4 protein-coding genes are annotated in these 15,768 nt (G+C 72.4%); all 4 read right to left on the bottom strand.

Features of this window, described 5'->3' with window-relative positions:
- Positions 1-36: 36 nt before the first annotated feature.
- The 4 genes from WMF12_RS11155 to WMF12_RS11170 all read right to left on the bottom strand — a co-directional run bounded on the left by WMF12_RS11155 (position 37) and on the right by WMF12_RS11170 (position 15,514).
- Positions 37-4,227 (bottom strand): ATP-binding protein, encoded by a 4,191-nt coding sequence (locus WMF12_RS11155; RefSeq protein WP_437870654.1) that lies wholly within the window; start codon positions 4,225-4,227, stop codon positions 37-39.
- A gap of 137 nt (positions 4,228-4,364) precedes the next feature.
- Positions 4,365-4,763: a YybH family protein gene (locus WMF12_RS11160; RefSeq protein WP_148313982.1), complete on the bottom strand. Its 399-nt coding sequence runs from the start codon at positions 4,761-4,763 to the stop codon at positions 4,365-4,367.
- Between the two features lie 112 nt (positions 4,764-4,875).
- Positions 4,876-10,305: a type I polyketide synthase gene (locus WMF12_RS11165; RefSeq protein WP_437870659.1), complete on the bottom strand. Its 5,430-nt coding sequence runs from the start codon at positions 10,303-10,305 to the stop codon at positions 4,876-4,878.
- Positions 10,292-15,514, bottom strand: coding sequence for an amino acid adenylation domain-containing protein (locus tag WMF12_RS11170; protein WP_437870660.1), 5,223 nt, complete (start codon positions 15,512-15,514; stop codon positions 10,292-10,294). Before WMF12_RS11170 ends, WMF12_RS11165 begins: the two co-directional genes overlap by 14 nt.
- Positions 15,515-15,768 lie beyond the last annotated feature (254 nt).

Below are 15,768 nucleotides of genomic sequence, written 5' to 3' on the forward strand. Positions count from 1 at the left end.
GCCACACCACGCCGGTGCGGCGGCGCGGCCCGCGCCTCACGTGGGGACGTCGCTCGACTCCGCCAGATCCCGGAGCGCCCTCTCGCTCCGGCGCAGCGCCTCCTCGGTCCGCTGGACCTTCAGCGCCTCCTGCTCCAGCTCGCCGCGGAGCACGGTGTTCTGCAGCGACAGCGCGGCCAGGAACTCGAGGAGCGGCAGCCGGCGCAGGATGAACGCGCCGTGGACCAGCCGGTTCTCCAGGTAGAGGAGGCCGCCCACCTCGCCGGGGTTCTTCATGAGCGGCATGCACAGCACCGACTTCGGCCGCTCGCGCACGAGGTACTCGTCCCCGGCGAAGGCGCCGCTCGCCCCGACGTCGCTGAGCACCACCCGCTCCCGCGTCCGCTCGACATAGTTGACGATCGACGCCGGGACGCGGGTCGCGAGCGGCGCCGTGCTCCGCTCGTACACGCGGATGCTGATGCCGTCGCGGTCCACCACGGCCTCGGCGGCGAGCCGCAGGCCGTCCCCGGTGAGCAGGAGACAGCACCGCTCCGCCCCCTCGTGCTCGACGACGAGCCGCATGAGCGACTCCATCATCTCCTTCGGCGTCATGTCGCTCGAGAGCGACCGCGAGACCTTCACCGCGGTCTGCGCGTCGATGGCCTCCGCCGCCATCGTCATGACGCCGCTGCTCGTCGCGCGGCGCTGCTCCTGGTTCAGGACGAGCGCATGCCGCTGCTCGAGCTGCCTCACCTTCTCGCTCGCGCCCCAGCGCGAGTACGACGCCACCGCCTCCCGCAGGTAGAGCCCCGGCAGGCCGCTGTAGCCGCGATCCAGGTAGAACCGGGCGGCGAGCTCGCTCGCGAGCGCCTCCTGGTGGATGAACCGGGACTCGCGGAAGGCCACGATCGCCTTATCGTAGAGCGCCGCGGCCTCGTCGTGCCTGCCGTCGACGCGCGCGCGCTCCGCCGCTACGAGCGCGTGTTTGCCGGCGAAGTTGTCGGGGCAACTCTCGGCCCAGACGCGCAGCTGCTCCTCGTGGCCGGCGAGCGACCGCCGGAGCCCGGCCTGCTCCTCGGCCGGGGCCCCGGAGAAGCGGGCCGCCCGGGCGAGGGCGCCGAAGTAGTGGTACTCGGCCGAGAACAACATCCCGTTGCCCCCCGAGATGTTGCGCTCCGCCTTCTCCGCGGCCAGGGCCGCCTCGTCGGGGTTGGAGGCCAGGAGGTGCTGCGCGGTCTTCATCACGTAATGGACGAGCCGCACGCTCGGGAAGCTCTCCTTCTCGAGGCGGTCCTCGAACGCCTGCTCGTCGAAGTCGTCCGCGCTCATCGTGCCGAGGTGGCGCGTGGCGCCCCTCATCGCCTGGACCAGGCGCAGCATGCTCGTCACGGCGTCCGCGGCGAACGTGATCTTCGCCTTCGTCGCGTAGTCGAGCGCGCTCACCGCGCCCTTGTACGCCTCCTCGATCGGGTCGCCCCGCACGATCACGTTCAGGGTGAGCTGGATGTTGCTGAAGCTCCCCCACGTCAGGTTCCCGACCTCGTTCGCGGCCTGGATGCTCACGCGCTGGCAGGCGATCCCGGTGTCGATGTGGCGCGTCCAGACCGAGATCAGACAGCCATAGAGGTTGGCCACCTCGGGCTTGTAGACGAGCGCGTTCATCTTCTCGGTCAGCTCGTAGCCCACCCTGCCGATCCGGTCGCCGTCCTGGTACGCGCCGAGCTTCTGGCAGAGCGCCTTGCCGAGGCACGTGTACCCGATGCCGGTCGGCTCCGCGTTGCCGTGGAGCAGGCTGAGCCGGACCATCTGGCAGACCAGGAGGTCGTTGAGGTTCGGATCGGTGTAGAAGGTCGAGGCGTACATCACGGCCATCACGCCCATCGCCGCGAGCATCGGCGGCGCCGTCATCCTCGGCTGGCCGAGGATCTCGTCGGCCGTGCGATCGCGGAGCGCGTCGCGCAGCGCCGTGATCTCCGCGACAACCTCCTCGTCGGCCGGCTGCCTCCCGAGCTTGATGCCGAGCAGCGCGAGGCACTCCAGCCCGACGCCGATGCACGCGTCGTGCTCGGACCGGGCCATGTGGTTCTGCATCAGGACGCGGTAGGCCGCCGCCTTGTCGAGCTGCGTGCGCGCGCGCTCGAGGAGCACCGAGCAGAGGTCGATGGACCGATCGAACTCCCCGTTCACGCACGCGCTCTCGGCGAGATCGAGGTGCAGCGCGAAGGCGAGCAGATCGTCGGCTCCCGCCCAGTCGTCCTCCCCGATCAGCGCGCAGCCCGCGGCGAAGTAGGCCACCGCGGAGCCGTAGGCCCCGGAGGCCCTCGCCTTCCTGCCGGCGCGGAGGTTCAGCTCGGCCGTCCTGCGCCGCTCGCCCGGATCGGTGATGAAGGAGGCGCCGATGTTCAGCTGGTTCGTGATCTCGAACAGCCGGTCCTCCAGCGCCTCCTCCGGCGTCTGGACGAGCAGCAGGCGCCCGATGCGCAGATGCGTCGAGGCGTGGTTGCCCTCGCGGATGAGCAGGTACGCGGCCTGCTGCACGCGGTCGTGGAGGAACTTGTACGTGCTGCCTCGGCGCGCCACGAGCCCCTCGCGGATGGCCGGGGAGATGGCGGCGTGCGTCGTCTCGGTCGACTCGCCGTACATGGCCGAGAGGACCTCGGCGTCGAAGCGGGCGCCGAGGCACGCGGCGAGGGAGAGGACCCGCTGCGTCTCGCCGTCCAGCCGCCTGAGGCGGCCCAGCACCAGGTCGACGACGTTGTCGGTCAGGTTCTGCGCGGCGATGGCCTCGATGTTCCAGCACCAGACGGCGCTCACGGGATCGACCCAGACCAGCTTCTGGCGATAGAGCTCCGTCAGGAACTGGCCCACGAAGAACGGGTTGCCGCCCGTCCTCTGGACGAGGAGCCTGGTGAGCTGAGCCCCCAGCTCGTCCTCGCAGCGGAAGGTGTCCATGACGAGCTCGAGGACGTTCTCGTGCGGGAGCGGGTCGAGGCTGAGCGTCGAGACGCGCGCGCCCGTGGCGTGGATCTGCCGGAGCACCTCCATGAGCGGGTGCGACGGGGTCACCTCGTTGTCGCGGTACGCCCCGATCACGAGCAGGTGCCGCTTCTCGGGCGCCGCGACGACGTCGCGGATGAGCCTCAGGCTGGCGGGATCTGCCCACTGCAGGTCGTCCACGAACAGCACGAGCGGGTGCCGCTTGCGCGCGACCACGCCGAGGAACGCATGGAACACGCGGACGAAGCGGCTGCGCGCCTCGTTCGGCGCGAGCGGCGGCACCGGCGGCTGCTCGCCGAGGATCAGCGAGAGCTGCGGGATGATGTCGATGATGACCCGCCCCTCCTCGCCGAGCGCGTCGCTCAACCGGTGCTTCCACCCCGCGAGCGACTGCGGGCTCTCCGTCAGGATCTGCCGGACGAGCTCCCCGAACGCCTGGGCGATCGTGCGGTAGGGGATGTCGCGCTGGAGCTGATCGAACTTCCCGGAGATGAACGCCCCGCGCTCGCGGACGATGGGCGCCTGCACCTCCTTCACGAGCGAGGTCTTCCCGACGCCCGAGTACCCGGCGACGAGCACGAGCTCGGCCGTGCCCGTGGCGACCACACGCTCGAACGCCTCGAGCAGGATCGCGCGCTCGCGCCTCCTGCCGTAGATCTTCGTCGGGAGCTGCAGCCGGTCCGGGATGTCGGCCGTCCCGAGCGGGAACGAGTCGATCATCCCGAGCTCCTCCAGCTCGGTCTGGCACATGAGGAGATCCGACCAGAGCCCGCGGGCGGTCTGATAACGCTCCTCCGGAGACTTCGCGAGGAGCTTCATCACGATCTCGGAGACGATCCGGGGCACGTCATGCACCAGCTCCGCGAGCGGCACAGGGGCCCTCGCGATGTGGGCGTGCGCCCACGCGGGCGCGTCCTCGGCGTCGAGCGGCAGCTTGCCGGAGAGCAGCTCGTACAGCGTGACGCCGAGCGAGTAGAGATCGGCGCGCTCGTCGATCGGCCAGTCGACGCGGCCCGTCCGCTCCGGCGCGATGTAGGGCAGCGACTCCGGGTTGATCTTCGTCTCGTCGGAGAGGCCGAGATCGCCGCGCACCACGGCCAGCCCACCGTCGAGCGACACCTCCCCGCTCTCCGGGTGCACGGAGAGGTTCGCGGGGCGGATGTCCAGGTGAAGGGTGCCTGACTTATGAAGTTTCGACAGCGCAGATGCGATCTGCACCGCGTGCGTGAGGAACCGGCGAAGATCCATGAGAGCCCTGGTGATCGTCGATAGGACGATCCTGAGTGTACGGTACTCGAAGCAGGATCCCTGTCAACGTTTCCTCCGGCCTCGCCGGCGAGGCGCCGGCCGCCGGAGCGCTTCGACCCGCTCGGCGCGGACGTCGATCACGACGCGTCAGGGATCCTCGTCGTGTGGTGCACGAGGGCTTTCCATTCACCGCCCTTGAGCTCCCAGACCGCGGTGAAGGCGATGGTGTTATCGAGCTTGACACCGCCCTTGAGCTCGGCGCGCGAGCGGTAGACGCCGCTCACGATAGCGACGTCCCCGCCGACGATACGCACGTCGCACTGCCGGAGCTCCTGCGTGTACGTCAACATGCTGTCGACGAGCTTCAGGTACTCGTCCTTGCCGCGCTGCACTCCGTTGTAATCGACGTACCGCCAGCCTTCGGCCAGGTGGCGATCGAGGAAGCCGTAGTCCTTGACGGCCCCCACCGCCTTCGTCCACGCCTTGAGGAGCGCGACGTGCTCCTCTCTCGCCTGCTCCGCGGTGATCTTCGACATTCTCCACCTCCGCCGCGCGCCCTGGCCGCACTCGAGCCCGCGCGACCGCGCGGGGGCGTCGCCGTCGCCGCTCCACACCCATGGTAAAGAGCCCGCCGGCCGGGCGTCAACATCAGCCCTGATGTCCCGCCGCCTCGAGGGCCGCGCGCAGATGATCGGCCATGACTTGCACGTTCGGCGGCAAATTCATGGTGATGTGATTGCCAGGGACCTCGTGGACAGTGAGCTGGCCCTGGATCAAATCGAGCCATCCCCGCGCCGGGTTGTTCACGGTCATGGCGTCGCGCTCGCTCGCCTCGAAGAAGAGCACGTCACCCGGGTAGGGGCGGGGGACATAGCGCAGCATCGCCTGCAGGTTGGCGGTGACGATCTTGCGGAACGTGGCGAGCTCCTGGAGCGCCAGCTTCGGGAACATCCGGGAGACACCCTTCTTGCGCTGGAGCACGTGGAGCAGCTGCTCGTCCGGGGAGAGGTGCCGGATCTCCTCCGCGGGGACGGGGAGACTCGCATCGCCGCTGATCAGGTAGGCGAGGCGCTCGGGGGTGTCGAGATCCTCGGGGAACACCGCCGAGGGCGCGGGCGTGTCGATCATCATGAGAAGCGCGACGCGCTCGCCCCCGGAGATGAGCTGGTGCGCCATCTCGAAGGCGACGACCCCGCCGAAGGACGACCCGCCGAGCACGTAGGGGCCCTCCGGCTGGATGTGCCGCCGTACCGCCTCGAGGTAGCGCGCGGCCATCTCCTCGACGCGGGTCAAGGGCGGCGCCTTGCCTTCGATGCCCTGCGCCTGCAGCCCGTACACGGGCTGCGCCGGGTCCAGGCAGGTGGCGAGATCGTGGTAGAAGTAAACGTGCCCTCCGACCGGGTGCATCAGGAAGAGCGGCCGCCCGGTGCCGGGCTTGATCCGCACGAGCGACGCGGGCAAGAGGCGCGCGGGAGAGCGCCTCGACAGCGAGGTGGATGAGGGCGAGTCGGACTGCGCGATGAGCTCGGCCAGGGCCGCCACGGTCGGCGCGTTGAGCAGGCTGTGGCCGGGGAGATCCATGTTCACGACGCTGCGCAGCCGGGAGATGAGCTGGACGGCGAGCAGCGAGTCGCCGCCGAGCGCGAAGAAGTCGTCGTGGACGCCGATCCGCTCGATGCCGAACAGCTTCTCCCACGTCTCGGCGACGGCGCGCTCCAGCGGATCGCGCGGCGCCACGTAGGCCGTGCCGAGGTCGGGCCGCGGGTGGACCGATCTCGGAATGCCCTCGGACTCGACGTCCCGCGAGGGCGGCGCGATCGAGCTGGCCGAGGGGCGCTGCTTAGCCTGCGCTTCCCGCTTCAGGACCAGGACGTGGGGCGTGGGGCTCGTGAGGACGCGCATCCAGGCGTCGAGCGCCTCGTCGCGCGAGATCCCCTCCTCCGCGGCGGCCGCGCCGCCCTCGCTCGAGTCGGCCGCGGGCTCGGGATCCTTGCCGCGCGAGGCGTCCTGCCGCTGCCACGGGTCCCACTCGATCGCGATCGTGAGCGGGCCGTCACCGGCGGCCCGCCGCTGCGCGAAGGCGCCGAGGAAGGCGGTCGCGGCGCACTGGCCCGCGAGGCCCGCCCCGCGGGCGCCCGCGGTCCGCGCGGCGCACAGCGCGACGAAATCGGGCCGGAGGCCCCGGAGCGACTCGTCGAGGACGAGCGCGCCGTCGAGCTTCGGGGCGAGGAGCGCCTCGCCCTCCTCGCGCGTCATGCGCTGGAGGGGCACGGCGCGGCGGGCGCCCGCCGCGTGGATCACGCCGTCGATCCGCCCGAAGCGCTGGAGCCCCTCGGCCACCGCGCGCTGCATGTCGTCGAGCCGCGTGACGTCGGCCGTCACGAGCAGCACCTCGGCGCCCAGCCGCTCCATCTCGAGCACCGCGCCGATCTTGCGGCGTAGCGCGTCGAAGGCGCCCGCGCCGGCGAGGCCGTCCCAGGCCTCCCGGGGCGGGAGCGCCGTCCGGCCCGCGAGCACGAGCTTCGCGCGCGCGACCTTCGCGAGGTGCTCCGCGAGGGCGGAGCCGACGGCCCCGAGCCCGCCGGCGATCAGGTAGACGCCGCCCTCCCGGAGGCGCGGCGGCAGGCCCTCGGCGCGGTCCATGCGCGCGGGCTCGAAGATCCGGACCCAGCGCTCCCCGTTCCGGTAGGCGATGACGGGCTCGGTCTGCTCCAGCGTGACCTCGGCGAGGAGCTGGTCGATGAGCCTCGCCTCCTGCAGCGTCCGCGGCTCCGGCAGGTCGATGTCGACGCTGATGCACGAGACGTTCGGGTACGCCCTGGGGATGGCCTCGCACGGGCCGAGCAGCGTGGCCTTCTCGGGGCAGAGCACGGCCGCGTCGGTCACCTTCTGCATGTGGCTCGTCACGACGCCGAGCCGCACCTCGTCGCGAATCCCCGCGTCGCCGATCCCCTGGGCCAGCGCGACGAGGCTGGCGAACCCGAGCCGCTGGGCCTCCGCGAGGCGGCCGGCGTCGAGCGGCGCGCGCGCGGGCTTGGTCACGCCCCACAGGAACATGATGCGCGAGGGGGACACGCCCGCCGCGCGCAGCGCGCCGAAGAGGGACGCGTGGTCCGCGCGGCTCGCGGGGGCGACGGTGAACTCGCCCTCGCCCGTCTCGGCGAAGCCCTCGCCCGGCCGCACGGTGATGACCTTGTAGCCGTCCCGGCGGAGCCGCATCTCCATCCGGGCGCCCAGCCCGTAGCTGTCGGCGAAGACGACGCAGCACTGCGCCCTGGCCGGCCGGGCCGACGCCTTCATCGACCCCGACAGCACCGAGCGCTTCCAGGCCAGGAGGTGGATCAGGCCGGCCGGCTCCGGCGCGCTGCGCGCCGGCCGGCGCGCGGCGCTCGAGGGCGGGTCGATCCAGTACCGCTTCCGCTCGAACGGGTAGGTCGGCAGGGGCACGCGCCGGCGGGGCTCGTGGGTGTAGAAGCCCGACCAGTCGACGCGGACGCCGGAGAGCCAGAGCTGGCCCAGCGTCTCCAGCAGGAACCCGATGTCGGACTGGCGGTGGTGGACGTGCCGGATCGACGAGAGCATCACCCGGCGGGCGCCCCGCGCGGGGTGCTGCTTGGCCAGGGTCGCGAGCACCCGGCCCGGGCCGACCTCGAGCAGGGCGCGCGTCGGATCGGCGAGCACCTCGCCGAGCCCCGCCATGAAGCGCACCGGCTCGCGCACGTGCCTCGCCCAGTACCCGGGGTCCTGCGCGTCGGCCGCGGACAGCCAGGTGCCGGTGACGTTCGACGCGATCGGGATCTTCGGGGCGCTCGGGCGCGCGCGGGCCACGATCGCGGTGAACGACGCGAGCATCGGCTCCATCATCCGGGAGTGGAACGCGTGCGACGTCTGGAGGCGCGTGCACTCCAGCTCGCGCTCGGCGAAGAGCCGGTCGGAGAGCGCCTCGACGGCGTCCTCGGGCCCGGCCACGACGCAGGCGGCCGGCCCGTTGACGGCCGCGAGCGAGAGCGCGCCGCCCCCCTCGTCGAGCAGCGGCTGCACCTCGGCCTCGGGCAGCGGGACCGCGAGCATCGTGCCCGGCGGCATCTCCTGCATCAGCTTGCCCCGCCGGGCGACGATCTTCAGCGCGTCCTCCAGCGAGAAGACGCCCGCGAGGCAGGCCGCGACGTACTCGCCGAGGCTGTGGCCGATCATCGCCGCGGGCCGGATGCCCCACTCCATCCAGAGCGTGGCGAGCGCGTACTCGATCACGAAGAGCGCGGGCTGGGCGAAGCGCGTCTGCTTGAGCAGCTCCGCGGCCGCCGCCTCCCGCCCCGGGGGCGGGTAGATCACCTCGCGGAGATCGAACCCGAGCTCGGGCTGGAGCATGGCCGCGCAGAGATCGACGCCGGCGCAGAACGTGGGCTCCCGCTCGTACAGCTCCCGCGCCATGCCGGCGTACTGCGTGCCCTGCCCCGGGAACATGAGGACGACCGGGCGATCGATGGCCTCCTCGACGTGCGCGAGGACCCGCCGCTCCCCGAGCGTCGACAGCAGGCTCACCGCCTCGTCTGCGTCGTTGCAGACGAGCATGCGCCGGTGCGGGAACGTCTTGCGGCCGACCTGGAGCGTGAACGCGACGTCCGGCAGGCTGACGTCCGGGTGCGCCTTGAGGTACCCGACGAGGTTCTCGGTGATCGTGTCGAGCGCGGTCCTCGTGCGGGCGGAGAGCAGGAGGAGCTGCCAGGACCGCCCGCCGGGCGCCGCCGCCGCGTGGGGCGCCTCCTCGAGGATGGCGTGGGCGTTGGTGCCGCCGATGCCGAACGAGCTCACGCCGGCGCGGCGGGGCCCGTCGCCGGGCTCCCAGTCCGCGAGCGCCGCGTTGACGTAGAACGGGCTGTTCGCGAAGTCGATCTCCGGGTTCGGCGTCTTGAAGTGCAGGCTGGCCGGGATCTGCCGGTGGCGGAGCGCCTGCACGACCTTGATCACGCCGGTGATGCCGGCGGCGACGTCGAGGTGCCCGACGTTCGGCTTGACCGAGCCGAGCGCGCACCAGCCCTTGCGCTGGCCGCGGGACCGGGCGCGGAACGCCCGGGTGAGCGCCGCGACCTCGATGGGATCCCCGAGGCGCGTGCCGGTGCCGTGGGCCTCCACGTAGCTGATCGTCTCGGGATCGGTGTTCGCCATCGCCAGGGCCTGCGCGATGACCTGCGCCTGCCCCTCCACGCCCGGCGCGGTGAACCCGATCTTGCCCGAGCCGTCGTTGTTGACGGCCGAGCCCCGGATCACCGCCTCGATGTGATCGCCGCTGTCGAGGGCGTCCTCGAGCCGGCGCAGCACGATGACGCCCGCGCCGTTGCCGACCACCGTCCCCTGCGCCTCGGCGTCGAACGCGCGGCAGCGCCCGTCGGGCGAGAGGATCATGCCGTGCCGGTACAGGTAACCCGACCGCGTGGGGACGTTGATGGCCACGCCGCCGGCCAGCGCCATGTCGCACTGGTAGGTGAGCAGCGCCTGGCAGGCCATGTGGACGGCCACGAGCGAGGTGGAACAGGCGGTCTGGACCGCGACGCTCGGCCCGCGGAGGTTCAGCTTGTACGAGGTCCGCGTGGGCAGGAAGTCCTTGTCGTTGGCGACGTAGACTTGATAGTCCATCGCCTTCCTGAGCTCGTGGTTCGGGTAAAGGTTGCTCAGGAAATACGTGTCGTGGCCGCTCGCGCCCGCGTAGACGCCGATGGTCCCCTTGAACGCCTCGGGGTTGTACCCGGCGTGCTCGAGCGCCTCCCACGCGCACTCCAGGAAGAAGCGGTGCTGCGGATCCAGGATCTCGGCCTCTCGCGGGGTCATCCCGAAGAAGGCCGCGTCGAACCACTCCACCTCGTCGAGCACGGCCCGCGCGCGGACGTAGCTCGGGTCCGAGGCCACCTCCGGGGGCACGCCCGCCGCGGCGAGATCCTGATCCGAGAGCGCCGCGATCGACTCGACCCCATCGCGCAGGTTCTGCCAGAAGGCGTCGACGCTCCTCGCGCCCGGGAAGCGGCCGGCCATCCCGATGATCGCGATTTGGTCCTCCGGGACGGGTTGATCAAGCGGATCCATTCTGTCTGCTCTTGGCTGCCTGCTTCTTTCGTTTCAGGATCTCTCGCTGCTTCAGCGCCCGGGCGTCGGCCTCCGAGAGGTCGCTCCCGCCGCCGCTGCCGCTCGCGAGGAACGCGGCGAGATCGGTGACCGTCGGGCGCGCGAACAGATCGACGATGGAGAGATCGCTGCCGAACGACTCCCGGACGCGCTCGTGGAGGCGCATCAGGAGCAGCGAGTGGCCGCCCAGATCGAAGAAGTTGTCCTGCACGCTCACGCGCTCGATGCCGAGGACGTCCTGCCATATCGCGGTGAGCCGCTCCTCGAGCGAGCTCCGCGGCGCCACCATGGGCGCGCTCTCGGGGCGGAGCTCGACGGGGGCCGGCAGGGCGCGGCGGTCCACCTTGCCGTTGCCCGTGAGGGGCAGCGCGTCGAGCAGCACGATGGCCGAGGGGTGCATGTAGTCGGGCAGCCGCCGCTGCGCGTGATCGCGGATCGCACGCTCGAGCCCGCCGGTCGGATCCGCCATGAACGGGCGCGCGCGGGCCCCGGCTTGCGCGGGCGGCGCCGCGGCCCTGCCGCCGTGCGGGACGACGTACGCCACGAGGCGCCGGTCGCCCGAGCGCGCCGGCTGCGCCACCACGACCACCTCGCGCACGGCCGGGTGCTCGCCGAGGACCACCTCGATCTCGCCGAGCTCGATCCGGTAACCGCGGACCTTGACCTGCTGATCCATGCGGCCGAGGAACTCGAGCTGCCCGTCCGGCATCAGGCGGACGCGATCGCCGGTCCGGTACAGCCGCCCTCCCGGCTCGCCGCCGATGGGATCGTGGATGAACCGCTCCGCGGTGAGCTCCGGCAGATCGAGGTAGCCGCGCGCGAGGCCCTCTCCGCCGATGCAGAGCTCCCCGGGGACGCCGGCCGGGACCTCGTTGAGATCCCGGTCGAGCACGTGCACCCTCGTGCCGGGGATCGGGCTTCCGATGGGCACCGTGTGGCCGACCGGGCGCTCCACCGCGGCGCAGCAGGCGAACGTCGCGGCCTCCGTGGGCCCGTAGCCGTTGATCATCCGGCACCCCGGGAGCTCGGCGAGGACCCGGTTGACGTGCTGCGGGGACAGGACGTCCCCCCCGGCCACGATCTGGCGCAGGCCGCGCAGCGCCGTGATCCGCTCGTCCACGAGGAGGTGGAAGACGCCGGCGGTGAGCCACACCGTGGTCACCCCGTGCTGCCGGATCACGCGATCCAGGTCGTCGAGCGACGCGGGCGCGGGGGGCATGACGACCAGCCGGCCGCCGTTGAGGAGCGCGCCCCAGATCTCGAACTGCGACGTGTCGAAGGAGATCGACGCGAGCTGCAGGAAGACCTCGTCCGGCGCGAAGCGCGCGTACGTCGTGCCCTTGACGAGCCGGGCCACGCCCCGGTGCGGCACGGCCACGCCCTTGGGCCGGCCGGTGGAGCCCGACGTGTACATGACATAGGCGAGTTGGTCCGGCGTCGCCAGCTCCGTCGGGTTGTCGTCGCGCGCCCGGCCGATCTCCTCGGGATCCGCGTCCAGGCAGAGGACGCGCGCGCGGCACCCCGGCAGCACCGCGCCGACGCGCACCTGGGTGAGCATCACGCGGACCCGGGCCTGCTCCAGCATGAACGCGAGGCGCTCGGTGGGGTAGGTCGGATCCAGGGGCACGAAGGCGAGGCCCGCCTTCAGCACGCCGAGGAGCGCGACGATCATCTCGATCGACCGGTACATGCACACGGCCACGCGGTCTTCGGGCGCGAGGGCGCCCTCGTCGGTGCGCGCGAGGGCCCCCTCGTCGGGGCCGGGCGCGGCCCCGGGCCCCGGCGCCCCCGGCGCGCGGAGGCCGAGCAGGGTGTGCGCGAGCTGGTTGGCCCGCCGGTTCAGCTCCCGGTAGGTGAGCGACGTGACGTTGCCCGCGCCGTCGTCGAAGACGACCGCGACGGCCTCGGGAGAGCGCTCGACCTGGGCCTCGAAGAGGCGGTGAATGCACGCGTCCGACCCGGGGCCGGCCGGGGCGGTGCCCCACGCGCGGAGCGCGCTCCGCTCCTCGGGCGTGAGCAGCGGCAGCGCCGAGAGGCGCAGATCGACGTCGCGCGACGCGCCCTCGAGCAGGGCCTCGTAGTGGCCCGCCATCCGCTCGATGGTGCGGGCGTCGAACAGCGCGGTGCTGTACTCGATGCGCCCGATGATGCCGTCCTCGCGCTCGTCGAGCTCCAGCATCAGGTCGAACTTGGACGCGCCCGTATCCACGTCGAGCTGGCTCAGGGTCCAGCCCGGATCGAGCGCCGGCACGGGCGGCTCCAGCACGAAGGCGACCTGGAACAGCGGGTTCTGGCCGGGGACCCGCTTCGGCTGGAGCGCCTGCACGACGCTGGCGAACGGCACGTCCTGGTGCGAGAGCGCGGCCTGGCTCACCGCCCGCACGCGCCCGAGCAGCTGCCGGAACGTCGGGTCGCCGCGCAGGTCGGTGCGCAGCACGAGCGTGTTCAGGAAGAAGCCGAGGAGGTCCTCGGTCTCCGGCGGGTGGCGGCACGACGCGGACGTGCCCACGACGACCTCGTCCTGCCGCGCGTACCGGTAGAGCATCGCCTTGAAGGCCGAGAGCAGGACCACGAAGAGCGTGACGCCCTGCTCCCTGGCCAGCGCCTTCAGCCGGAGCGTGAGCTCCCGCGACAGGGCGACGCAGTGGCGGGCCCCCGCGAGGCTCGGGGCGGCCGGGCGCGGCCTGTCGGTCGGCAGCTCCAGGGTGGGCAGGTCGGCGAGCTGTCGCCTCCAGTAATCGAGCTGCGGCTGGAGGGCGCCGCTCAGCTGCTGCTCCCGCTGCCAGACCGCGTAATCGGCGTAGTGGATCGCGCGCTCGGGCGGCGGCGACGGCCTGCCCGCGGCGAACGCCTGGTAGAGCGCGTGGAGCTCCCTCGGGAGCGCGTCGAAGATGGAGACTCCATCCATCAGGATGTGGTGCACCACCACGAACAGCACGTGGTCGGCCTCGTCGAGCCGGACCAGCGTGGCCCGGAGCAGCGGGCCGCGGGCGAGATCGAACGGGCGCCGGGCCTCGTCTGTGGCGAGCGCGACGGCGCGCTCCCACCGCGCCTCGGCCGGCAGCGCGGTCAGCTCGACGACCGGCAGATCGAGCGGCGCCGGGGGCAGGATCTGCTGCACGGGCTCGCCGCCGACGACCGCGACGACGCTCCTCAGGATCTCGTGGCGCCTGAGGAGCTCGTCGAGGGCGCGCCCCAGGACCGGGACGTCGAGGGGCCCGCGGAGGCGCAGGGAGAACGGCTCGTTGTAGAACAGCGCGCCCGGGTGGAGCGAGGCGTGGAGCCAGATCTGCCGCTGCCCGTGCGAGAGGGGGATGGGCCGGTCGCGCGGCGCAGGCCGGATGGCCGCGGCGGCCGGGCGCTGCTTCGGCCGGGGGAGCGACTCCACGAGCTCGGCCAGCGCGGCGACCGTGGGGGCGTCGCACAGGCTCTGCAGGGAGAGCTCGACGCCGAGCGCGCGGCGCAGCCGCGACAGCACCCGCGCGGCGAGCAGCGAGTGCGCCCCGAGGTCGAAGACGTCGTCGTGGACGCCGAGGTGCTCGATCCCGAGCGCCTCGGCCCACGCCGCGGCGATCGCCGCCTCGATCTGGTTGCGCGGCGCGAGGGGCTCGCCGTCGCCGCGATCGGGCCGGGCGGCGTCCGGCGGCGGCAGGGCCGCGCGGTCCACCTTCCCGCTGGGGCCGAGCGGCAGCGCGTCGAGCAGCACGAACGTCGACGGGATCATGACCTCGGGGAGGCTCTCGCGGAGGAAGCTGCGCAGCGCGGGCACGACGGCCCGGGGGGCGTCCGGGGGCGCGTCCGGCGCGTCCGGGCGCGCGACGACGTAGGCGACGAGGCGGCCCTCGCTGGCGACGGCCACCGCCGCGCGGACGGCGGGGTGGCGCCCAAGCGCGGCCTCGACCTCGCCGAGCTCGACGCGGTGGCCGCGGATCTTCACCTGCTGGTCGACGCGCCCGAGGAAGGCGAGATCGCCGCCGGGCAGGCGGCGCACCACGTCCCCCGTGCGGTAGAGCCGGGCCTCCGGGGTGGAGCTGAACGGATCGGGGACGAACCGCGCCGCCGTGAGCTCGGGCCGTCCCAGGTAGCTCCGGGCCAGCCCGGGTCCACCGAGGTAGAGCTCGCCGGCCTCGCCGTCCGGGACCGGGCGCATGGCATGGTCGAGCACGTAGCAGCGCGCGTTCCTGATCGGCCGGCCGATGGAGAGGGGCTCGCCGGGGTCCCGAACCGGGTCGAGCCCGTCGGCCATCGTGGCGCACACGGTGAACTCGGTGGGACCGTAGGCGTTGATGAACCTGCGCCCCTGCGCCCAGCGCGCGGCGAGGTCGGCCGGGCAGGTCTCGCCGGCGACGATGAGGGTCCGGAGCGCGGGCAGCGAGCGCTCCGCGCCCTCGGGGAAGGCGGCGAGCGCGGAGGGGGGGAAGGTCGCGATCGACACCTCCTCCGCGCGCATCCGATCGAGCAGCGCGGGCCCGGGGATCATCTCGGCCTGCGCCCCCATCACCAGGGTGCCTCCCCGGGCGAGCGTCATCGCGATCTCCCAGACCGACGCATCGAAGCTGAGGGACGCGAACTGGAGCACGCGGCAGCCCGGCGCCACGTCGAATCGCTCGGCCAGCGCGCGGGTGAGGTTGGTGAGGCCGCGGTGCGTCAGCAGCGTGCCCTTGGGCCTGCCGGTCGAGCCCGACGTGTAGATGACGTAGGCGAGGTCGTCGGGGCCCGTGGTGTCCGGCGGGTCCTCGCCGCTGAAGCCCGCGGTCAGATCGCGATCGCCGTCCAGGAGGACCACGCGCGCCCCGTGGCGCGGCAGCGACGGGAGCAGCCGCGCCTGGGTGAGCAGGACGGGCGCCCCGGCGTCCTCGAGCATGAAGGCGACCCGCTCCCGCGGGTACGCGGGGTCGACAGGGACATAGGCGCCGCCGGCCTTGAGCGCCGCGAGCAGCCCGATGAGCGCCTCCAGGGAGCGCTCGGCGCAGAGCGCGACGAGGACGTCGCGGCCGACGCCCAGGCTCCTCAGGTGGTGCGCGAGCTGGTTCGCGCGGCGATTCAGCTCCTGATAGGTGAGCCGGTCAGGGCCGAAGGATGCGGCCACGACGCCGGGCGTGCGCCCGGCCTGGAGCTCGAACGAGCGGTGAATGCTGGCGTCCTCGGAGCTGAAGTCGTGATAGGTCATGTCGTGTGTGGTGGTAGGAGTCTCTTCAGGGGCAGAACATCAGCCGCCGTGTGCGAGCCCGAGCAGCGACGCGAGGGCGTCACGCATCTCGTTCAGAACCGTCCCAGGAGCACCGGAGTGAGCTCCAGGGCGGCAGCCGGTGACACGGGCGCGCCCCCGACGTTTCAGGGGCGCGGTCGGCACGGATACCATGCTGCATCACGCTGGTACTCACGCTTCGATGGGCGAGTCCATCGACGCCGTGGCAGGGTGAC

This window comes from Sorangium sp. So ce363 (assembly GCF_051520435.1).
GTDB lineage: Bacteria > Myxococcota_A > Polyangia > Polyangiales > Polyangiaceae > Sorangium > Sorangium cellulosum_B.

Excerpts from the sequence above, each read along its gene's own strand:
- WMF12_RS11155 (WP_437870654.1), bottom strand. The coding sequence starts at position 4,227 with ATGGATCTTCGCCGGTTCCTCACGCACGCGGTGCAGATCGCATCTGCG.
- WMF12_RS11160 (WP_148313982.1), bottom strand. The coding sequence starts at position 4,763 with ATGTCGAAGATCACCGCGGAGCAGGCGAGAGAGGAGCACGTCGCGCTC.
- WMF12_RS11165 (WP_437870659.1), bottom strand. The coding sequence starts at position 10,305 with ATGGATCCGCTTGATCAACCCGTCCCGGAGGACCAAATCGCGATCATC.
- WMF12_RS11170 (WP_437870660.1), bottom strand. The coding sequence starts at position 15,514 with ATGACCTATCACGACTTCAGCTCCGAGGACGCCAGCATTCACCGCTCG.